17 protein-coding genes are annotated in these 21,852 nt (G+C 62.6%); 6 read left to right on the forward strand and 11 right to left on the reverse strand.

Annotation, left to right across the window (positions count from 1 at the left end; translation table 11 throughout):
• Positions 1-155 precede the first annotated feature (155 nt).
• Positions 156-1,829, reverse strand: coding sequence for a hypothetical protein (locus R3F00_RS13825; RefSeq protein WP_371282384.1), 1,674 nt, complete (start codon positions 1,827-1,829; stop codon positions 156-158).
• Between the two features lie 2 nt (positions 1,830-1,831).
• Positions 1,832-3,187, reverse strand: coding sequence for a choice-of-anchor Q domain-containing protein (locus tag R3F00_RS13830; protein ID WP_371282385.1), 1,356 nt, complete (start codon positions 3,185-3,187; stop codon positions 1,832-1,834).
• A 157-nt stretch (positions 3,188-3,344) separates the two neighbouring features.
• On the opposite strand from R3F00_RS13830, the gene R3F00_RS13835 reads away from it, so the two are divergent.
• Positions 3,345-5,333, forward strand: a complete 1,989-nt coding sequence (locus R3F00_RS13835; protein WP_371282386.1) for a winged helix-turn-helix domain-containing protein — start codon at positions 3,345-3,347, stop codon at positions 5,331-5,333.
• Positions 5,334-5,629: 296 nt separating this feature from the next.
• Entirely contained in the window at positions 5,630-7,654 is a 2,025-nt protein-coding gene (locus R3F00_RS13840; RefSeq protein WP_371282387.1) for an amidohydrolase family protein, read from the forward strand.
• A 99-nt stretch (positions 7,655-7,753) separates the two neighbouring features.
• On the opposite strand, the gene R3F00_RS13845 is transcribed toward R3F00_RS13840, so the two are convergent.
• On the reverse strand, positions 7,754-8,233 hold the full coding sequence (locus R3F00_RS13845) for a hypothetical protein (RefSeq protein WP_371282388.1): 480 nt from the start codon (positions 8,231-8,233) through the stop codon (positions 7,754-7,756).
• Between the two features lie 495 nt (positions 8,234-8,728).
• Positions 8,729-9,274, reverse strand: a complete 546-nt coding sequence (locus R3F00_RS13850) for a carboxymuconolactone decarboxylase family protein (RefSeq protein WP_371282389.1) — start codon at positions 9,272-9,274, stop codon at positions 8,729-8,731.
• Positions 9,275-9,428: 154 nt separating this feature from the next.
• On the opposite strand from R3F00_RS13850, the gene R3F00_RS13855 reads away from it, so the two are divergent.
• The 3 genes from R3F00_RS13855 (at position 9,429) to R3F00_RS13865 (ending at position 13,659) form a co-directional block, all read left to right on the forward strand.
• Positions 9,429-10,280, forward strand: coding sequence for a cupin domain-containing protein (locus R3F00_RS13855; protein WP_371282390.1), 852 nt, complete (start codon positions 9,429-9,431; stop codon positions 10,278-10,280).
• A 328-nt stretch (positions 10,281-10,608) separates the two neighbouring features.
• Complete coding sequence (locus R3F00_RS13860) at positions 10,609-12,933, forward strand: catecholate siderophore receptor Fiu (protein ID WP_371282391.1); 2,325 nt, start codon at positions 10,609-10,611, stop codon at positions 12,931-12,933.
• A 33-nt stretch (positions 12,934-12,966) separates the two neighbouring features.
• A complete protein-coding gene (locus R3F00_RS13865; protein ID WP_371282392.1) occupies positions 12,967-13,659 on the forward strand; it encodes a Fe2+-dependent dioxygenase in 693 nt (230 codons plus the stop codon).
• A 432-nt stretch (positions 13,660-14,091) separates the two neighbouring features.
• Here R3F00_RS13865 and R3F00_RS13870 read toward each other — a convergent pair whose 3' ends face one another.
• From R3F00_RS13870 to R3F00_RS13900, 7 genes are all read right to left on the reverse strand, one after another.
• Positions 14,092-14,379, reverse strand: a complete 288-nt coding sequence (locus tag R3F00_RS13870; protein ID WP_371282394.1) for a hypothetical protein — start codon at positions 14,377-14,379, stop codon at positions 14,092-14,094.
• Between the two features lie 448 nt (positions 14,380-14,827).
• Entirely contained in the window at positions 14,828-16,456 is a 1,629-nt protein-coding gene (locus tag R3F00_RS13875) for a sulfite reductase subunit alpha (RefSeq protein WP_371282395.1), read from the reverse strand.
• Positions 16,457-16,475: 19 nt separating this feature from the next.
• Positions 16,476-17,525 (reverse strand): FAD:protein FMN transferase, encoded by a 1,050-nt coding sequence (locus R3F00_RS13880; protein ID WP_371282396.1) that lies wholly within the window; start codon positions 17,523-17,525, stop codon positions 16,476-16,478.
• A complete protein-coding gene (locus R3F00_RS13885) occupies positions 17,525-18,334 on the reverse strand; it encodes a DUF4198 domain-containing protein (protein WP_371282397.1) in 810 nt (269 codons plus the stop codon). Before R3F00_RS13885 ends, R3F00_RS13880 begins: the two co-directional genes overlap by 1 nt.
• A 14-nt stretch (positions 18,335-18,348) precedes the next feature.
• Positions 18,349-18,861: a DUF2271 domain-containing protein gene (locus tag R3F00_RS13890; protein ID WP_371282398.1), complete on the reverse strand. Its 513-nt coding sequence runs from the start codon at positions 18,859-18,861 to the stop codon at positions 18,349-18,351.
• 10 nt (positions 18,862-18,871) lie between these two features.
• Positions 18,872-19,498, reverse strand: a complete 627-nt coding sequence (locus R3F00_RS13895; RefSeq protein WP_371282399.1) for a PepSY-associated TM helix domain-containing protein — start codon at positions 19,496-19,498, stop codon at positions 18,872-18,874.
• A gap of 140 nt (positions 19,499-19,638) precedes the next feature.
• Positions 19,639-20,046 carry a YchJ family protein gene (locus R3F00_RS13900; RefSeq protein WP_371282400.1) on the reverse strand — a complete coding sequence of 136 codons (408 nt, stop codon included), beginning with the start codon at positions 20,044-20,046 and terminating at the stop codon, positions 19,639-19,641.
• A 283-nt stretch (positions 20,047-20,329) separates the two neighbouring features.
• Here R3F00_RS13900 and R3F00_RS13905 point away from each other — a divergent pair, with 283 nt between their 5' ends.
• On the forward strand, positions 20,330-21,091 hold the full coding sequence (locus tag R3F00_RS13905) for a type 1 glutamine amidotransferase (RefSeq protein WP_371282401.1): 762 nt from the start codon (positions 20,330-20,332) through the stop codon (positions 21,089-21,091).
• The last annotated feature ends 761 nt before the right edge of the window (positions 21,092-21,852 follow it).

The raw sequence follows: 21,852 nt of genomic DNA on the forward strand, positions 1-21,852 counted from the left end.
GAAAAGTTTAGGGATCGTTTCGGGCACGGACCTCGGCGCATGAATCAGCAGTAGTTGCCACCGAAAGTGCCGTTCGAGGGTTCCGGGCCCGTCGAGGGATGGACGGACACAGGAGCAACACCTCCCGCTGCGCGATAGAAGCGGGATCGATCGGATCAGGGCAACGAATCGAATCCGTCTGCGAAGATCAGGTCTGGGACCGTCGGCACCCACTCCCACGCGCCGATATCGGGGTCGGCATCGCGCGGATTGCCGGAAACATCGGCGGCACTCGAGTAGAGCGGATCACCGTGGTCGACCATCGCGGACGCCATGGACGCCGGACGCAGATCGCCCGCGGCAGGATCGCTGAATCCCGGCTCCAGGGTTGCGGAATGGAGGTCGAATCCGGTCGCGGTCTGCCACTCCAGCAGGCTCCCCACACCGCGCACCCAGTTCGCGCCCGGCGCTGAGGGCGTGAAGCAGAGATTGTGGTCCATGGCCTGGTAGCGCGCCGGCAGGTCGTCGGCATCGAAGCAGCTGAACGGGCCTGTGCCAGCGTAGTGGAGGGCGTTGCTGACCAGCAGGTGCGCCTGGCCTTCCCCGTTCAGACGAATACCGATGCCGATCGCCGCCGGCCCGAAGTAGATCGCGTTGTTGCGCACCGTGACCATGTCCATCGGCAGGTCATTCGCAGCCCGATCCCGATCGGGCGCGGCGATGCCGAGGCTGTCGAAGTCGGCCGCGGCGTTCTGCTGGACAATCAGATTGTCTTCGATCACGCAGCGCTGGCACGAGGCGACGCCGATCGCGACACGCCCGACGTTGCGGACCCGGTTGCCGCGGATCGTGACATCGGTGAATGCTTCCGCCTCGCTGTAGCCGGGATCGACCGCGATACCCCAGCAGCCCGCGTTGGCCATGCCGAGCGCCTCCTCGACCGCGTTGTTCTCGATCAGCAGGCGGCTCTGCACGCCGTGCACGACCAGCGACACGGCACTGCAATGGCCGCTGGCATCGAGGGTCGCGCGGTCCAGGCGATTGCCGACGATGCGCATGCCGTCACTCGCGCCGCTGATGTAGATGTTGTGATCGAACACGGCCAGCGAGCCATTGTTCGAAAACGTGGAATCGAGGATCTCGCTGCCGTCGGAGCTGCCGAGCCAGCCGAAACTGCGGTTGCCGTCGACCTGCGCGTCGCGCAGCACGATGCGTTCGTTGCGGCCGTCGCACAACGGATCGGCACTGCACTCGTTCGAACCGGCAAGGTGGACGCCAATGCGAAAGCCTTCGATGACGACGCGCTGGATCACGACATCATCGATGTCGTTCTGCAGCAGGAATCCGCTCGCGGTCGCCGCCTCGCCAAGGTTGCTGCTGATGTGCAGGTCCTCGAACACGTAGCCTTCCTCGTGATCGGCGTTGCCGCCGTCCTGGAGCGCGAAGCCGTGCCGGTCGGTGCGCCGCTCGATCCACGGCGAGGGACTGTCGGCGCCGGTCCAGCCCGGCGTGTAGGCGCCGACCGTGCACGGCATCTCGGCGCGGCACGCGGCATTCACCCATCGCTCGCCCGCCGTGTCGACATCCCAGGCGCCACCGCGGCAGAAGCGGATCGCGTCGCCGGCGGCGAGCCCAGCGAAGGCGACTCGCGCCCGCTCGTAGGAGCGCAACGGGAATTCCGGACTGACGCCACTATTGCCGTCATCCCCGGCCACGCAGGCCGGCAGGCTGTTGTCGCCGCAGTCGCAGACATGGAGGTCGGCGGCCTGCAGGGCCGGCGAGAGCAGCGCCAGCATCGAGGCCAGCCACCACGCAGGCTGGCCGGCTTGAGTCAGCGCGAACCGATTCATCGTCAGGGATTCAAGTCGAAGTCGTCGGCGAAAATCGTGTCGTCGGCCTGTACCGACTGCATCTCGATGCTGCCGACGTCGCAGCGAACCGGACCGTTGACGCTGCCCTGCCTGGGCCGCGGCTGGTCGCGCTGGTCCTCCTCCGGGCAGCCGACACCGCCGGTGACCGGGTGCGCGGAATCGAGCAGCGGGCTGCCTGCGCCAAGGCGCCTGTAGCGTTGCAGGGAATTGCCGTCGTTCTCGGCCGCGAGCAGGCCGAGGTTGGTCGCAACGAGATTGGTCGAGCCGCTGGCCAGGTCGCAGCTGCCGTCATCGGACGCGTTGTAGCCGTTGGTATTCCAGCCGGTGCCGATCAGCTGGCAGTTGGCCGGGTTGTGTTCGGCGATCACCGAATTGCGCATGCGCAGTTCGCCAAGGGTCTGGCCGGCCGCGTCGGGACCGACACGGATGCCACCGCCGAGATTCCCGGCGACGGTGCTGCTGGTGAGGTCCAGGGTGCCGCCCTGGCTCAGTACACCGAAGCCCGAACTTTCGAGCACGCTGGTGTTGCGCAGGTTGAGCCGGCACACGCCGCTGTCTGCGGCATTGTCGCGGACATTGTGCAGGGATTCGCCGAAGCTGCCGAAGTTGCTGTTCTGATAGACCGAGCTGCGTTCGATCGTGGCGCTGCCGCAATGGTTGACCAGGGCACCACCATGTTCGGCGGCGGCATTGTCGTGGAGGCTGCTGTCGACGACGGCGAGCTCGCTGCGGTCGTTGTAGACGGCGCCGCCGAGCACGGCATTGTTGCCGAACAGCTCGACCCCGGTGAGCGTGGTGCGGGTAGACTGCGCGCCGATGTAGATCGCACCGCCGCGCCCGCCGGGCTCGTTGCGGCTGGCGCCGGTGATGCGCACGTGGGTCAGGAAGAACTCGCCCTGGAACACGTTGAACACGCGGTCGTCGAGGGAACTGGCATCGATCAGCGGGTAGTCATCAGGATCGTTGCCGCTGTAGAGGATGACAAGATCCTCGAGCACGTTCAGGTCGCCCCTCGATGCCGGCAGGAATTCCGGATTGCCGGTGATATCGAGCGGAATGACGGCACCGGCCGGCAGGGTGATGATGTCGGGACCCGGACTGGCATTGGCCTGCATGACCGCCGCGCGCAAGGTGCAGAAGCCGTCCATGCCGACCACACGGCAGACGCCGTCGTTGACGTTGTCGTCGGGCGCGTCGGAGGCGGTCACGTTGACCTGGAAGATCGCCGCTGCAGCGAGTGTCGGCCACATCAGCAGAAGTGCGAGGGCGGCGACGGGCATGTGGCAGCGGCGACCGGGCGATCCCGGCAGCATGCGAAGAGGCAATGATGAAGGCATGGGTTCTGCGTCCTCGGAAACGAGTCGGCAGTCTGTGCACGGATCGCTGCGGGTGCTTTATGCTTGCCTCATGAATTCATGATGATTTGCTTAATGCATTGATTCGCATGAGGGACATCCACTCCAGGAGCCTCGACCGCCCGATGTCGATCTTGCGATGAACGATTCTCCGTCGAATCGCTTCCAACTCGGTGAATGGCAGATCCACGCCAGCGAGAACTGCATCATTCGCGGTGAGGAACGCGTGTCGCTCGAACCGCGGGTGATGGACCTGCTGGTGTATCTGAGCCGGCATCCCGATCAGACCCTGGGCAAGGACGAGATCCTGCAGTCGGTCTGGGGTTCGCTGCACCACAGTGACTCGGTGATTGCGCGCGCGATTTCGTTGCTGCGACAACATCTGCACGACGATGCGCGCAACCCGGCCTACATCCGCACCATCCCATCGCGAGGCTACCGCCTGATCGCTCCGGTGACGCCGATTGCCGAGGACGGACCGGTCACGCCGGTCGACCGTGTCGAAACACTTCCGGCGCATGGCGCTACTGCAGCAGCGGGCAATCCCGACTTTCCTGCTACGCCGGTCATGGAGTCCTCGGCTCGATCGAGGCGACCTCTCTGGATCGCGGCCGCCACGCTCTCCCTGTTGCTGATCGCCGCTGCCGCGTTCTGGCTACGACAGTTCGATGACTACTCGCCAGCGGGTGCGCAGCCAGCGACACTGACAGCATTGAGCGTCATCGCCATTGCACCCCTGGCGGACAAGGATGTGCCGGATGACCATCGCTACCTCATCCACGATGTGCACGAAGCCGTGGCCAGTGCCCTGCTCCGACGCGGCAGGCATCGTGTCCTGATGCTTCCCGAGCCACAAGGCGATGATGTCGAAAGCAATCACGCGGACTACTTGGCCTTCGCCAGGAAAAGCGGAGCCGATGCCGTGCTCACGGGAACGGCAGTGGAGAAGCAGTCCAGCATCCATGTCGAGTTGCGCCTCGTGGTTCCCGACACCCACGAGCTGCTCTGGACGATCACGCTGGAAGAAGATCCCGGATCGGAGCAGGCATTTCGCAATGGCATCGTTGCCACGGTCGTTTCCTCGCTGGGAGCTGCGCTGGAGACTCCCACAGGCAATGCATCACGCGGCTATTCCGTCGATCCGACGGCCTATCGCCTGCAGGCACAGGCGCGCTGGTTCGCGCAGCGGCGCTCTGTGGAGGGTGTCAGGAAAGCGCATGAGCTGTTCAAGCAGGCGGTGGAGCTGGATCCCACCTATGCCGACGCTTTTTCCGGACTGGCCTTGAGCTTCATCTACCAGATCCAGTACACCGGCATGCCGGCAGACTCGGCGTATGCGCAAACCATGGCCGCAGCACAACGTGCGCTGGAACTCGATCCGGACCACAGCGAAGCCATCGTGGCGAAGGCGCAAGTACTGGCCCTGCGTGACTGGAACTTCGATTCCGCCATCGACTTGCTGCAGCGCGCCCTGGCACTGGACCCCGGAAATATCGGCGCGCGCCAGCATCTTGCGGAGATGCAGGTGATGACCGGCCAATACGATGCAGCGATCGCGAACATCAATCACGCCCTGGCAATCAAGCCCTATTCCGCGCTGCTGCTCGCCGTGAAGGCGCTGATTCTGACTCATGCCGAACGCTATTCTGAGGCACTGGATACCCTGCATCAGGCGGAACTGCTTGCGCCTGATTTCAGCTGGCACTTCATCTACTGGTCCACCGCACTCGCACGCACCGGCAAGCCGATTGAGGCCGCCCAGATTCGCGCCAGGCACCATTCCTTCCTCGCCAAACTTGACGAGAGCGAGCAGCAGTCTCTGCAGCAGGCCATCGAGAGCGAAGGACCGGCGGCGCTGTGGCGCGCCATTGCCGATCACGCCGAGCCCTACCGCCGGACCGGGCTGCCTGTCTACCGCTGCTATGACATGGAGCAGCTGGCGGCCCGTGGCCAGGACAACGAGGCGTTGGCTCTGCTCGAAGACATCCTCAAGAGCCGTGGCGAAGCATTCCTGATGCTGCAAGTCAGTCCGGCTCTGGACCACCTTCGCGACCTGCCGGCCTATGCGACGCTGATGCGTCAGAACGGCGTGCCGGGCGGCGGCTGGCCTCGTCGAACGCCGAAATGATGCAAGGGCTTCCCGGCATCCCGGCAGATGCTGGCATTGAAGCATGGGTGCGCCAGATCTTCGCGCAGCGCGAAGTGTTGCGGGGTATCTGCTGAACAGGGATGCCGGAGTGCTCCGAGTCAGATCCGTCCACCATGCGGGTGTTGGCCGACCGATAGGGAGCAATGCTGTTGCGTTTGCTGCCGAAGTTGCGCCAGCGGCGAACGCCGCGAGTGAAGTTGATGGCCGCGCCGGCTTGCACTGCTGCCCGGTGCTGGTCAGAGTAGATGGCCAGAACCGGACAGGGGACAGCAAAGATGAAGCTCGCATTCAAGCTCGTGCTGCTCGGGATGTGCTGCGCGTTGGCTCAGACCGCCATGGCCGACGAATCATTCTCGGCCATTCGTGGCGGCACCGTGGTTGGACATCTGAACACGATCGAGAAGAACGGTACGGTCGAGATCGACTACGACTACAAGAGCAATGGGCGCGGCCCGACCATTGCCGAAACCATCGTGCTCGACGACGCCGGATTCCCGGTTTCCTGGACGATTACCGGCGCGTCTACGTTCGGCAACAAGATCGATGAACGCTTCAACCGCGATGGCGAGCTGGCCAGCTGGACCGACTCGACCGGTGTCGGCAGCGCCAGGATCGCGACACCAACCCTTTATGTGGACCAGGGCGCGAGTCCCTGGGGGCTCGGCATGTATGCGCGTGCCCTGCTGGCCGAACCGGACCACGTGCTTCCCGCATTTCCTGCCGGCGAACTCAGCCTGAGCGAAGGCGAGACGCTGAGCGTCACGGGCAAGCCCGGCACGATCAAGGTTCGCGTCTATGCGCTGAGTGGCATTGGCTTGAACCCCTCCTATGTCCTGCTCGATGACGAGAAGGCCCTGTTCGCGGCGGTCTGGTCGAAGTTCATCGTCATTCGCAAGGGTTACGAAGGTGAAGAGGCACGTCTGCGTGGCGTGGCCGATCGACTCGCCACCGAGCGCTTTGAAGTGATCCAGAAGGAAACCGCGCACCACTATGAGGCGCCGGTGCGCTTGCGCAACGTACGCGTGTTCGATCCGCAAACGCTGCAGATGGGAGAGCCCGTTTCGATCGTGGTCAGTGGCGAGCGCATCAGCAGTGTCGAACCCCTAGACAGTCCGACCACGCCCGGCGAAGTCGTGATCGACGGCGAGGGCGGCAGCGTGATTGCCGGACTCAACGACATGCACGGCCACCTCTCCAGTGAGCAGGCGCTGTTGAATATCGCGGCCGGGGTGACCTCGGTGCGCGACATGGGCAACGACAATCCTGTCCTCGACGTGCTGATCAGGCGCATCGATGAAGGCGTCATGGCCGGCCCGCGGATCACCCGCAGCGGCATGATCGAAGGCAAGAGCCCCTTCAACAACAACAATGGCATCCTCGTCGACAGTCAGCAGACCGCCCTCGATGCCGTGCGCTGGTACGCCGCGCGCGGCTACTGGCAGATCAAGCTCTACAACAGCATGAATCCGGACTGGGCCAGGGCCAATGCCGCCGAGGCCCACCGGCTCGGCATGCGCGTGAGTGGCCACGTGCCGGCATTCTCGACCGCCGATGCCATGGTCGATGCCGGCTACGACGAGCTCACCCATATCAACCAGATCATGCTTGGCTGGGTCCTCGAGCCGGGTGAGGACACGCGCACCCTGCTGCGTCTGACCGCACTGAAGCGATTGCCCGCACTGGACCTGCAATCGGAGAGCGTGCAGCAGACCCTGCAACATATCGCTGCGAAACACGTGGCAGTCGAACCCACCATTGGCATTCACGAGCGTCTGCTGCTCGGGCGCAACGGCGAAGTGCCGAAGAGTCTTGCTTCCATCATCGACAACCTGCCAGTCAGCGAGCAGCGTGATGCACGACTGGCCTGGATCGATTCTTCAGCGCTGGGAGACGCCGAAGCCTATGAGGGCGCATGGACGCAGATTCTCGACACCTTGCGCATGATGCGTGAGCGCGGCATTTTCCTCATCCCCGGCACCGACATGGGTGGCTCGTTCAGCCTGCATCGGGAACTGGAACTGTTCGCGATGATCGGCTTTTCGAACGCCGAAGTGCTCAAGCGGGCGACCTTCGACATGGCCAGATACCTGAGCCGGGATCAATCCCTGGGTTCGATCGAGAAGGGCAAGCTGGCCGATTTTCTGCTCGTGCCGGGCAATCCGGTCGAGGACCTCGCCGCGATCCGGCAGGTGCGCATGGTCGTCAAGGGCGGCACGGTCTACTTCCCCGCCGAAATCTATCCGCATTTCGGCATCAAGCCGTTTGCGACCTCACCGCGCGTTGCGGAATCCGCGAACTGACAATGGGGTTGAAGCGGCGACCGAGAGCTGCTGTTTGCAGCGGCTCTCGTGTTCCCGACTCGGTCGCAAACCGTGAGTGGGTGCGACGCAAGGAGCTTGCTAGCCGCCACCCGGTTCAATCGGCAGGTCGAACTTGACCTTGATCATGGCGTCCTTGTCGTTCTTCCAGTCCATGCTGCCGGCGACGCGCTTGTCATCCAGCCGGGTGACCTTGACTGCATCGGCAACGCCCGATTCGCAGTAGCTTCCGCTGCTGCTGGTATCGCCCACATGGAATGAATAGTCGACGCACATGGTGGGCTCACCCTTGTCGAAATTGATGGTGACTGCCTGACCGTCGTGCCCCATGCGATCGAAAATATCCACCTTGCCGTCTTCGCGCATCTTGTCCTTGTCGAACGGTACATTGGTCAGCGAGACGGCGAGCCCTCCACGACTGGGAAATGCCAATCCGTCGACCACCTTGAAATCGACATTCTCGAGGCTGACATCGCCTGTTGCCGAATCGGCAGCCAGGGCGGGTGTGGTTGCCGCCAGCAGCGCCAGCAAGCCAAGTGGTGCAAGTGCGGAACGATTCATGACCTTCCTCCTGCGTAGTGAACTTCAAGGCCGTTCTCAAGGGCCTTTGTTGTTATAACGCTGCCGGATGGCATTTGCGAACTGCATCGGTTCGACTTCGCGTGAACTCACTCCGAGGCAGTGCCGGAACGCAGCATCGCCCGGCTTCGGGTTCCATGACCGCCACGACCGACGACGGGCCCATGTCCCGAGATTCCGCGATCAGCTGAGCCATCGATGCGACGGCCCCAGGGTCATCGATCTGTCCGAAATGGCTCAGCCTCGGGCATCCTTCTCGATCGATCAGGTCCCGGCCTGGCGTACCGCGCATGCGTGCGGGTGACATCGGCTCAGCCGTGTTGATCCATTCGCCGGCTTCCTGTGCGGGCGCTGCGCTGAAGTTCGAACCCATGAACCGCTCCACGCGTTCCTGTGCTGCAACGCCGGAAATGGCATTGCAGCACGTGGTGGGAAAGCACAGCAGGAACCTGCCATTCCAGTTCCGACGCTTGGTTCTCAGGCGGCCTTGCGCAGCGCTACGGCCGGGAAATCCAGCGGTACTGCCAGTGCGATGTTCACATAGTTGGTGAACAGGTTCAGTGCGACATGGGCGATGATCTCGACGATCTGTTCGTCGTCATACCCTGCTACACGCAATTCGCGGATGTCGGCGTCGCCGACCTGACCGCGCTGCTCGACCAGCCTGACGGCGAACTGCAGCGCCGCATGCACTTTGGAATCAGTCGAGTTGCCGGCTTGCGCTTCCTGCATGTGTTCGGCGCTGACGCCCGCCTTTCTGCCGAGCGCCGTGTGCGCGGCCAGGCAGTACTCGCAGGCATTCCTGTTCGCGACGGCAACTGCAATCTGTTCGCCGAGGTGGGCACCAATCGTGCCGTTGCCGAGAGCGCCGAACGCCGCCCACATGCTGCTCAGGGCCGCCGGCGAATTGGCAACTGCGCGAAACATGTTCGGGGTGGCTCCGAAGGCGCCATGAATGGCGTCGAGCATCTGCTTGCGCTCGGGCGAAGTGGCATTGCGATCAATCAAGGAAACTCGGTTCATCGTGGAACTCCTGTTGGCCTATGGGTGGGGAGGAACGGTGTCCGCCGGCACTGCCTGATGCGGATCACCTGAGGCGCATTATTTCCGAAAGGACAGGACTATTCGCATCATTTGGTCCATGATATGAATCAATTCGTCCAGATAGCCCCATGCCATGGAATCCATTGATCGCCTTTCCTCCTTGCTTGAGCGCTTTCGCGTTCGCGCACACCTGTTCCACAGCGGCACCCTGTGCGGACTGACGGCATTTGATGCACGTCCAGGACGCGCCTTCCTGCATGTTCTGAAGCGCGGCGACATGGTCGTGAGCCACGACCGCGGCAGTGGTGCCCGGCACCAGATCGCCCTGCGCGAACCAACCCTGTTGTTCTATCCGCGCTCCTTGCGGCACACGTTCGAGAACCCGCCAGACAATCCTGCCGACCTGGTTTGCGCCACCCTCGACTTCGAATCGGGCTCCGCGCACCCGCTCGCTGCGGCACTGCCGCCGGTCATCGTCCTGCCTCTGAACCGTGTCGACGGCCTTGGCCAGACGCTCGATCTGCTGTTTGCGGAAGCCGAGCGCGTCCGCTGTGGCCAGCGGCTCGTGGCGGATCGCCTGTTCGAAGTGTTGCTGCTGCAGTTGATGCGCTGGATGCTGGATCATCCGCAGGAGGTCGGCCTGCAATCGGGACTGCTGTCAGGCCTGTCGCATCCACGCCTGGCGCGCGTGCTGACCGCTGTACACGAGCATCCGGAGAACCCCTGGTCACTGAAGACCATGGCCGAGTCTGCCGGCATGTCGCGCAGCGCGTTTGCGGCAACGTTTCACGACGTCGTCGGATCCACCCCGGCGGCCTACCTGCAGGGCTGGCGCATCTGTATCGCCCAGTCATTGCTGAGAAGCGGACTATCGATCAAGTCCGCCGCCCACCAGCTCGGATTCAGCAGCGCAGCGGCCCTGTCGCGCAGTTTTGCCCAGGTCGTCGGCGCTTCACCGCGTGCCTGGTTGCGCGCGACTGACTGAAAGTGAAGAGGCGGGATCCCGCAATTCGGCGGCTTGTCGTCCGCAACCGCCCACGTCTCCAGTCACATGGCTCCGGCCGCTGAAAATACAGGTTGATGGGCCAGCAAGGGGGCTGCAAGGACAACCAGTCCGGACGCATTCTTATTGCAACTCATTCGCATTTGCGTTTTAATTCGCCCTGATCTTCCTGAATCGTATTCCCCATCACGCCCGGTCGGGATGACTGATGTTTGCCGCCCTGCACGAACAGAAGCCATCCGAATCTGACTGCTCAGCCGAACCCTGCCAGAGGCATAGGTCCGGGCCCTTTCTTCCACAGGAACTGGCAATGTCCTCCATCAAGAGTCGAAAGCACGCGCAATCTCCACGTTTGTACAGTCAACCAGTGCTGGCAGCACTGACCACGGGAATGGCGCTGGCTTTCCCGGCTGCGTCCGCGCACGCGCAGAATGAACATCTGATGCCGGATTCCGCGAACGCAGCAGAGTTGAATACGGTATCGGTCGAAGGATTCGCCGACGACGGATTCAAGATTGACGAGATGGCCTCGCCGAAGTTCGTCAAGCCCCTGATCGACACAACCCAGACCATTCAGATCATCTCCAGCGAACTTTTCGACAACCAGGGGGCCACCACGCTGACCGAGGCGCTGCGCAACAGCCCTGGTACCGGCACCTTCTACGTCGGCGAGAACGGCAACACGACCACGGGCGATGCGGTCAATCTTCGCGGGTTTGATGCCTCTTCAAGCATCTTTGTCGATGGCATGCGCGATCTCGGCACTGCCTCACGCGATCTCTTCAACATCCAGCAGATCGAAGTCACCAAGGGCGCGGCCGGCACCGACTACGGTCGCACTGCGCCCGGCGGCGTGATCAACATGGTGTCCAAGCAGGCCATGGCCGGCAATGCACTTTCAGCCGCCATTTCATTCGGCACCAGCAGCCAGCAGCGCATGACCGCGGACTGGAACAGCAGTGTCAGCGACCACACGGCATTCCGGCTCAACGTCATGGCCCAGGACAGCGGCGTGCCGGGTCGCGATGTGGTCGAAGACAATCGCTGGGGCATCGCGCCGTCGCTGGCGTTCGGCCTTGGAACCTCCACGCGTCTCTACCTCAACTATCTCTACGTCAAGCAGGACAACGTTCCGGATGGCGGCGTATTCACGATCGGACTGCCTGGCTACACGTCGCCCGATCCGGAGCGCCCGGAAATTGGCCAGGCGCCCCGGGTTGCCCCGGACAATTTCTACGGCACGGATTCGGACTACGACAATGCCGACTCGAACATGTTCACGGCCCGCGTCGAACACGATTTCGCCAACGGCATGGCGCTGCAGAACACGACCCGCTGGGGCAGCAATTCGCAGGATTACATGCTCACGGCCTACCGCGGAAATTCCGAGAGCATCGTCACGCCGGACCTCAATGATCCTTCCACCTGGACCATTGCGCGCAGCATTCCAACCTTCAAGGACCAGACTTACGACATCCTGGCCAACCAGACCAACCTGCTCATGCACATGGAGTCCGGCGGCGTGGAGAACGACCTCAGTGCAGGTGTGGAGCTGTCGAAGGAAGAGCTCGATGGAACAGGCATCGCCGTGCTGGACGAATCCACCTGGCCAGCCGCCAACATCTACCACCCCGACGCGAATGTCAGCGGCCTGGCCTGGGGACCGAACGGCGCGAAGTACTCGGGCAAGAGCGACACCATCGCGGCCTACGCATTCAACACACTGACGCTCAACGAGCAGTGGCAGTTGAACGCCGGAGCCCGCCTTGACCACTATGAAACCGAGTTCGACAGCATCGTCATATGCGGCTCGCGCGGCGCACCAGCCTGCGGCGATCTACCGCCCGGCACATTGATCACGGGTGTGGATGACAACATCCGCGACAATCTCTTCAGCTGGAAGCTCGGCGCGCTCTACAAACCTGCCGAGAACGGCAGCGTGTACGTCAACTACGAGGTTTCCCAACAACCACCGGGTGGCGGTTCTCTTGAGCTCAGCGCGTCGGCAAACAATCTCAACAACCCGATCTACGATCCGCAGGAATCCGGCACCGCGGAAATCGGGACGAAGTGGGAGTTCCTCGACAGTCAGTTGCTGCTGAGTGCCGCGCTCTACCGGACAGAGATCACCAACGAACTCGTGCAGGATCCGGTTGATCTGAACTACTATCAGACCGGCGAGAAACGCGTGCAGGGCATCGAACTCGGCATGGTCGGACAGATCAACGAAAACTGGTCGATATCGGCCGGATACACGTTCATGGATGCCGATGTCACCGAAGGCACCAATGTCGCCCAGGACGGAACGACCGGACTCACCTATACGCCGGAACACGCGTTCACTTCGTGGACGACCTATCGCTTGCCGTTCAACCTGACCATCGGCGGTGGCGTTCGCTACTCCGGCGAATTGAAGCGCGGCACCGATGGCGCATTGGGTACGCCCGTATCCACCGACAGCTACTGGGTCGTCGATGCCGTCGTCAGCTATCCGTTCAACGAGCACCTCGACCTGCAGCTGAACGCCTACAACCTGTTCGACGAGGAATACGTCGCCGCGATCAACAAGAGCGGTTACCGCTACACGCCCGGCGTACCGCGATCGTTCCTTTTGACGGCCAACCTCAAGTTCTGATCAACTGGTGACGGCGTCACACAGGGCAAGACCATGTTGCTTCACGTACCCGATGTTCTGGACAAGGCGCAGCTAGCGAGGATTCGCACTGCGCTGGCCTCGGCCGACTGGACGGATGGCAAGGAAACGGTCGGTGCGCAAGGCGCGCTGGTCAAGCGCAATCGCCAGCTGCCGGACGCTTCCCCACTACGTCAGGAACTCGGGAGGATCGTTCTGGACGCGCTTGCTGCCAGCCCGCTTTACTTCGCCGCGGCACTGCCGTTGCGGACCTTGCCGCCGCGCTTCAATTGCTACGAGGGCGGCGGCAACTACGGCTTCCACGTCGATGGCTCGGTCATGTCAGTGGCCGGCGCGGGCGGTCAAGCTGCAGGACACCTGCGCAGCGACATTGCCTGCACGCTGTTTCTGAGCGAGCCCGACGAGTACGAAGGCGGTGAACTCGTGGTCAGCGACACCTATGGAGAGCATCAGATCAAGTTGCCGGCGGGCGACCTGATCGTGTACCCGGCAAGCAGCCTGCACAAGGTCGAGCCGGTCACGCGCGGTGCGCGGCTGGCATCGTTCTTCTGGGTTCAGAGCATGGTCCGCGACGACACACGCCGACGCCTGCTGTTCGAAATGGATACTTCCATACAGACCCTGACTCGGGCTGCCGCGGACGCCAATGCCGTTCTCACGCTGACCAACATCTACCACAATCTCTTGCGCCAGTGGGCCGAGACTTGAGGATTGCGCCAATGAAGCCGGAGCAAGTCGACAGGCAGACCTGCAACCGCATCATTCGCACGGACGTGACTCGTTTCCAGGCTCGAATTCGAAACTCGACTGTTGCCCATTCTGCCAACACCCGAACCCAACAGCGCGTGTGGCGCGGCCGGATCGAGCTGCTGGATTTTTTCACTCGGCCCGATCAAGGCAACGCTGAACAAGTGGCGCAATCGTCACGACGTCTGTCTGCGTGCAGATCGCGGCGCGCTGACGCAGATGGACAGGCCGTCTCGGCAACTGCTCCTGCGTTGCGAAGCACAGGGATGTGCGAGTGTCGCGAGCGCAGGATGCGCTGGAGCGACCTCTACCTCCTGCATCCATGCAGTCGCTTCAAGGCAGCGCGACAAGGAGCTGCGCGCAGACAGGCGTCGTGACGGTTGCGCCACTTGTTCAGCGTTGCCTTGAGGCTCCAGTCATTGCTTCGTACTTCTCCAGGGCAGAACGCAGCCGTGCGCTCGCGTCGCGAACCCAGCCGAGATACAAGAGAACAACGACCAGCAATGTGACATACGCGACCAAGACGGCAGCGAAGTCCTGGTTCCAGACACCATAAGCCGCGAAGAGTACCGATGGCAGTACATAGGCGCCGTAAGCCAGGGCGCGCTCCCACCCGTCCGAGCGCGGCCGAAGAATTGACGCAACAGTGCGCTTCTCTGCTTCAGTCAGTTCGTTTGCCACGATCTCTCCAGAATTGATCCAGCACCAGAGTTGAGCCGCCACGTCGCCCCTGAACGAGCAGGAGAGCAGACGTCCCGCTGCACGGCCCCGTGGGCCATGTTGGGTGCCCTGCACAACTGTCGGCAGACGGGGAAGTCTCCGCGAATACTATAGCCATCGGCGTGGATCTGGCGAAGAACGTGCTCTCGTCGTGTTTCGAGAACGCTTCAGGGCGCGCACCGGACCGGCAAGACCTGCGACGCGGAATGCTGTCCGCCTGGCTTGTGCAGTTGGCAGGCGCTACGTTGGCGGCCATGGAAGCCTGCAGCGGCCCTCGCTGTTGCGGGCGCCACCGCCGGGAATCGACTTTGCAGCCGCGTCCGATGGTCGCCCGGCTCGTCACGCCATTTTGCAAGAGGATCCACAGCAGGGAATTCCCCTTTCGGGACGGATCCGATGCGCCATGCGATCAGTAGACGTCGCGGCGGTAGCGGCCGCTTGCAATCAGCTCGCGGACCAATGTACTGCCAAGGATGTGCGTCAACGTGTCGTCTACAGCAGGGGCCATGCCTTCGAGACTGCCGCAAACGAGGATTTCCGCTCCGTTCGCAATCCAGCCACCCAGCTCACTCGCCGCGGCCTCAAGGCGATGCTGGACGTAGACGCGTTCGGACTGGTCGCGAGAGAAGGCCAGGTCCATTCTTTCCAGAACGCCTTGCTCCGCCCAGGCCAGAATTTCCTCGCGGAAGTGGAAGTCGATGCTGGCGTTGCGCTCACCGAAAATCAGCCAGTTCCGGTGCCGCTTTTCCAGTGCGCGCTGCCTGAGCAGGGCGCGAAGGCTGGCCATCCCGGTGCCGTTTCCAATCAACAGCAATGGACGGTCGTCATTCGGCGCATGGAATCCGCTGTTGGCACGGATGCGAATGCCGATTTCAGTGCCCAGCTTCGCATGCTCGGTCAACCATCCGGTACCAAGACCAAGGCTGCCATCGCTGCGCCTCCATTGGCGTAGCAGCAGTTCGATGTGACCGTCCGCGGGAATCGACGCAATCGAATAGTCGCGATGCGGAAGTCGTTGCAGCGACTCGGCCACCTGCTGCGGATCGCTGCTCGTCGGTGCATCCAGCGATGAACGCGCAGCGACTTCGCGAAGGGATTCCTCCCGGCCGTTGACGAGAATGCGGGCTGCGCCGTCCAGCCGGTGCCGCACAAGCCATGATTCGACATCCGCCGATGCCTGCTGCGGTCCGATCTCGGCAATGTCACCCGCCTGCCAATGCGGCAGCTCCGCGCTGGCGGGCTCCAGCACGATATGGAAACAGGGCCCGCCTGCGCTACCGGGATTCAGGATGCGACGTTCAACCAGCAGCCAGGGTTCATAGTCCGGCACCTGCCAGTCGGGCAGATCGCTGCGACCTGCCAAATGACCAAGATGATACTGCCAGTGACGCAAGGCTCCCGGATCGCCATTGTCGACCAGGATCGGATCGAACAGGGCCTGCGCCCCCGCTTTGCGAAGCCAGCCATCCAGATTTCTCCCGAATGCGCAGAAGTTCGTGTATTCGCTGTCGCCCAGCGCAAGCACGCCGTAGCGGAGCGTTTCGAGTCTTGCTGCGGAGCCCATGACTGCGTCTGCGAATTCCGCGGCCATGTCAGGCGCGTCTCCCTCGCCGGTCGTGCTGATCACAAACAGGATGCGACCGGCAGCTTGCGTTCGTTGCAGATCGAGGTGCCGCAACGAGCACAACTCGACATCGACGCCACCACTGCGAAGGAATTCGGTTGTGCGTGTGGCCAGATGTTCCGCATGGCCCGTCTGGCTGGCGTAAGCCACGACCACGGTCTCCGTGTTCCCGATGTCCCTGCCATTCGGACTTGTTGTGATGTTCGCCGAATTGCGCCGATGGCGAGACCGCAGGAGCAGGGCACAAAGAAGGACGTAGACGGCAACCGCAGCCGCGGCCCAGAGAATTCTGCTCGCGTCCGGCGCCTGAGCTGCAATGGTGTCCGGCTGCCAATGGATCAATGCGGCTGCCAGGCCAGTCAGCGCACCCGTGGCCACGAGATTGCCAGAACGGCGCACCCTGCTCGTCGTCATCGTCGTGCCGCCTTGCCCATCATTGCAGCAGGGCCGCAAACGCCGGGGTCATGCGTTCCTCAAAGCCGTGATCGGTGCGCACGATGAACATGACAGCCAGACCACGCCGATTCGCAAACTCGAGACCCGCTTCCACGCCAAGCACGCTGAGTGCGGTGGCCAGCGGATCGGCGTCGATGCCGAGGGCGGACATTACCGTTACGGATGCTATGGCGTTGTCAACCGGATAGCCTGTGCGCGGATCGATACGGTGGGCGTAGCGACGCCCCTTGTCCTCGAAGAAATGCCGATAGTCGCCAGACGAACCCAACGACGCATCCACGAGATCCAACACGTGCTGCGCCTCGATACTGCCATCGACGCTGTCGTTGTCGACTGGCCGCTGGATCGCCACCCGCCATGCGTTGCCATCGGGTCTTGATCCGCGCCCGCGAAGCTCGCCACCTACTTCCACGAGGTAATCGACAATCCCCTGCGACTCCAGATATTCGCCGATCAGGTCCAGCGCAAAACCCGGCGCAATCGACGACAGGTCGATGTGGGTTCCGCCTTGCTGGTACGCAGAATGCTTGTCGGCGTCGATGCCGAGACGCTGCCAGCCGATGCGTTCGCGCACATTCCGGATGGCGGCTTGCGAGGGCGGCTCGCTTCGCTCGCCATCCGCCCCGAATCCCCACAGATCGACCAGTGGCCCGACCGTCGGATCGTAGGCACCGTCGGTTTCGGCAGCGAGCTTGAGTGCCGATTGAACGACAGTGAAGAGCTCTGGCGGAAGTTCGCACCAGGTGTCCGCTTGCGCGGAATTGAAGCGACTCAGATCCGAATCGGCTTTCCAGGTGCTCATCTGCCTGTCGACGAGATCGAGCCGTTGCTGGACTGCGCTGCGTACATCCTCGACCGAGTCTCGTGTTCCGACGTATCGAAGCGCCCAGATCGAACCCATCGATTCGCCGTCGAGGGATTGGACGCGCATGGCTGGTGAACACGCCGCCAGCATGCCGCCGACGATCAACCCGAGCGTCCAGCGCGCAGCGGATACAGCACCACGCAGCCTTCGTGTCGCGCGCATTACTGGGGCAACACCTCAAGCGTAGCGACGTAGCTGGCGCGACGCTGGCTGGCCTGGGGCAAGGTGGTCTTGTCATCCTGGATGCCCGCTTCCAACCAGTAGCGTCCCGCACCCGGCCATGTCACCGAGAACAGGCCGTCCTTGTCGCTGGTGGCCGACAATGCGTTCTGCTGGTCCCGATAGCGGATGCCGTCGGGAATGATCTCGATAGCCAGATCCGGCGCCGCCTTGCCATCGAGCAACAGCTTGAAGGTCGCCGATTCGCCAGCAAACAGATCGTTTGGATGCGTGACCGGCACCAATTCCAGACCGATTCCGCTGGGCTTCAATGCGGTGTCGTTCGGCCGCCCTGCGGTCACGAAAGTTTCGATGCGACTGGTCGATTGGCTGACCTTGAGATCCTTGGCGTCTTGCGGAACTTCGGTGGCGAAACTCTCCGGGCTTCCGCGCCAGCGCCTGGGCTTCCCGTCGGCATCCCAGCTCGCAAACAGGCCCGCATTGACGACGGCGATGCGATAGGTTCCCGGTTCGGCCAGATGCACATCGAACGTGCTGCGAAATTTCCCGGTCGCGCTGTTCTCCGGCTGGATCGACGTGCCACTCGGTCCAACAATGGCAAGAGCATCCAGTCGCAGTGGCACATGATTGAAATAGAACAGATCATTCGAAACGGCCGCATCCACCGTGATCCACGGGTCCACGCCCGAGAGCACGGTGTCGGAGGGCAACAGCCATGCCTTGTGGGCCTGCGCGGCGAGTGGCAGGGCGATGGCCCATGCGAGGGTCAGGAATGTAATGGCACGGTTCATGGGGCACTCCGGAATCAGGGATTGAGGTCCAGCTTGATCAGGCCGAGTTCGTGCTCGCCCCTGGCATCAAGATGCAGTGTTTCGGTGATGGGCCACTGGAACGGGATGCGCAGCAGTTCGCGGCCACCCACTTCGCGCGCGGCTTCGACGACGAGTCCGTACTTCCCGGGCTTCAGTTGCGACAAGGGTGGCTCGCCTGCATCAAAGCGCAGCTGATGCTGTCCCACCGGGCGCGTGGCGCCACTAACGCCATCGATCGGCATCGACTGGTCACGGCCGCTGCGACGCCACCACTGGCGCAGGTCGGCCAGCCACTTGGTGCCCGCACCTTCCGAGGTTTCCTTTTGCGCATACCAGACGACCAGGTTGGCGGCGACGCTGTTGTCCGGATTTTCTATCCAGACGGCCACATAGGGTCGGTGGTACTCGGACGCATCGATGCGCGGGATATCCACCGTGACATTGATGCCGGCCGCCATCGAATTCGAAGCGAGAAACAGAGCGAGAAGGAGTAGGACGAATCGCATGCGGAACTCCTCAGTGGATGAAAAGGATGGCGATCAACAGCATGACCATGAGGCCAAGCCCGACCATCGGCCAGGTCAGGGGTCGCTGACGGGAATGCAGTTGCAACAGGACAAATCCGGTCAGCGCAAACACGATGCAGGCGATGGCAAAAACGTCGATGAACCAGTTCCAGACTGCTCCGGTATTGCGACCCTTGTGCAAGTCATTGAGCCAGGCGATCCAGCCGCGATCGGTGCGCTCGTATTCAACCTCGCCACTTGCTCGATCAATGCTCATCCATGCATCGCCGCCCGCACGCGGCATCGAGATGTAGACTTCGCTTTCGGACCATTCTCCGGGACGGCTTCCGACACGGACGTCCATCGCTTCGGAAATCCAGTCGCTTACGACGCCGGGAAGAGCGGCCTCGGCCTCGCCGGGTTCAGGCTTGATCCGCGCGATCAGATCGGCCGGCAGAGTTGCTTTCAGCGTCACGACAACCGGTTTCGCCTCGATCTGCGAGGAATGATTGAGGGTAATCCCGGTGACGCTGAACAACAGGACGCCGATCAGGCAGAGTGCCGAACTGATCCAGTGCCACTCATGCATCGTCTTGAGCCAGTACGACCGGCGCTTCAGGTCCACTGGCTGGCTCATCGGAATGCAGTCTGCAAAAACAGGGCAGCGGCAATTAAATCACGAATGCGAATCACTCGCAATCAGTGCCGAGTGCCTGGCAGGGTTCGATCTTCTGTACGCAAGAAATGGCACGCGGGGCGCCTGCAAGACGAGAGGGGTCAGGTCGCTGGATCGCTTTCGCCATCCAGGTAGAACCAGCGGCCGTGCTCGCGGACGAAACGGCTGCGTTCGTGCAGGCGTTTCGCGCTCGCGCCACCTTGCCGGTAGCGTGCGACGAACTCCACTTCGGCGCTGTCGCTGCCGGTGGTGACATGCTCCTTGATCTTCAAGCCCAGCCAGATCGTCCGCGAGTTCGCAGGCGCGGCCAGTTCCAGCTGCGCGGGTCGCGTCGACGCATGCCAGGTCGCCAACACGTAGTCGGCAAGACCGAGGGCATAGGCGCTGTAGCGTGAGCGCATCAGCGATTCGGCCTCGGGCGCGGGTAACCCAGCGTGCCAGCGACCGCAGCACGCCACATAGTCCCGTGTCGGATCGCATGGGCAGACAGATGCGATTTGGCGGTTCATTGGATTCGATTTGGCAGGAAGCAAGTCGCCAGTTGCGGGATCAACATGGACCGCCGGCAGAGACGGGCATTTCGGGTCATCGCTGAATGAGTCTCTTCACGTCATCCCCGCGAGGTCCTGGATGGCGTCGTGTTCAGGGTTGCTGTGGGGCAACGCTCTACAAGTGGCGGTCCGGAATAACGATATCGAATTCTGGTTCTGGATGGTCGGGTCCTGATCACCTAGTGTTGTCGACCAGCTACCTCGACCGAACCCAGGATCAGGGGTGGAGGCACCAGGCCCGATGTCCCGAATTCTTGTCTTCCAGCATGTTGCCGCCGAGCCGCTCGGAACGCTCGACCCGCTGATCCGTCAGCGGGGTCACCGGATGCGTTTCGTCAATTTCGAGCGCCAGCCGGATGCCGTGCCGAACATGGACCGCTATCACGGCCTGATCGTGCTCGGCGGGCCCATGAACGTCGAAGATCAGGCGCGGCGGCCGCATCTGCGCACCGAGCTCGGCGTGATCGAACAGGCCTTGCACCAGGACAAGCCGGTGCTGGGCATCTGCCTTGGCGGGCAATTGCTGGCGCACGCGCTCGGCGCGGCGGTCGTGCGCCACAGTGAGCCCGAGATTGGCTGGTACGAACTCCAGGCCCATGCACGCGGCTTGGCAGACCCGGTGGTTTCGGGCCTGGGCCGCCGCTCAACCGTTTTTCAATGGCACAGCCGCAGCTTCGCTATCCCGCAGGGTGCCGCACACCTGGCGAGTACCGCGACCTGCCCGAACCAGGCTTTTCGCTATGGCCGCAATGCCTATGGATTCCAGTTCCATCTGGAAATGGACCTGGCCTTGATTGAGCGGTGGTTGGGATTGCCGCAGTACCACGCGGAACTGGCCGCCGCAGGATTGGGCCAGGATGCAGCATCCATTCTTGCCCGAACTCCCGTGGCAATGTCGTCGATGCGCAAATCCGCACTTGCCGTATTCAGTCGCTTCCTTGACCGGATCGGCCCTTCACGACGTTCTGCCATCGAGACAAGCGAAGCGATCGCGCTGGCATGAGTCAATTCCGGATGGCTCACGATGACAGGCGAAGTGCATTCGAACGCGTCTGCAATGCCACTGGCACTAGTTGCTCGCCCCTGCGTTCTGCAGTGCCGATTGAGCGAAAGCCAGGTTCGCCTTGACACGCTCGCGTTCCGAGCCAGGCAGAAATGGGCTGGCAAGCAGTTGTCGGCACAGACTACGAGCTCCTTGTGCCAGCGGCGATCGAGATGAGAGCCGACGCTGGCCAGCGCCTCGCCGCGCAGGCGCGTACAAATCCAGGTCACCAGCAGGACGAACGAGAAGCGCAGCGGTTCCAGCCAGGTGGCTGGAACACCGGCATGCTTGAGGCCCTGCGACAACGATGTGTAGAAGGCACGGCTGGGCAGGTACACGGCAGCAAACAGGGGATCCACCACCCATTGCGCAGGCGACGGTTTGAATCGAGAAAGAGGGTTTTCAAGGGGGCATCCGGGCGAGGGAAGGGAAAGCATCGCGCAGATCCGTTGGCGAATCTGCATGACGTCTCCCAGGTCATCTTGACCGCGAACGCCGGCTCGGCGATGTGCCATCAGTCGGTTCAACGCCGCAGCCGAAATCGGCATCGGGGTGGCAGGCGGAGCGGTAGGCGACGGCATTTGCTGGAAGATCGACGCTGCTGCGCAGCGGTTCGGCCCTCGCAATCCGATCGCCACGAGGATGCCCCTGCTGGGCAATCGGCGTATCCTCGGAACGCGCCGGCGGCCACCCCATCGCTGCTGCCTGTGAGTGGATCGACT

This window comes from Dokdonella sp. (genome assembly GCF_041395345.1).
Lineage (GTDB): Bacteria > Pseudomonadota > Gammaproteobacteria > Xanthomonadales > Rhodanobacteraceae > Dokdonella.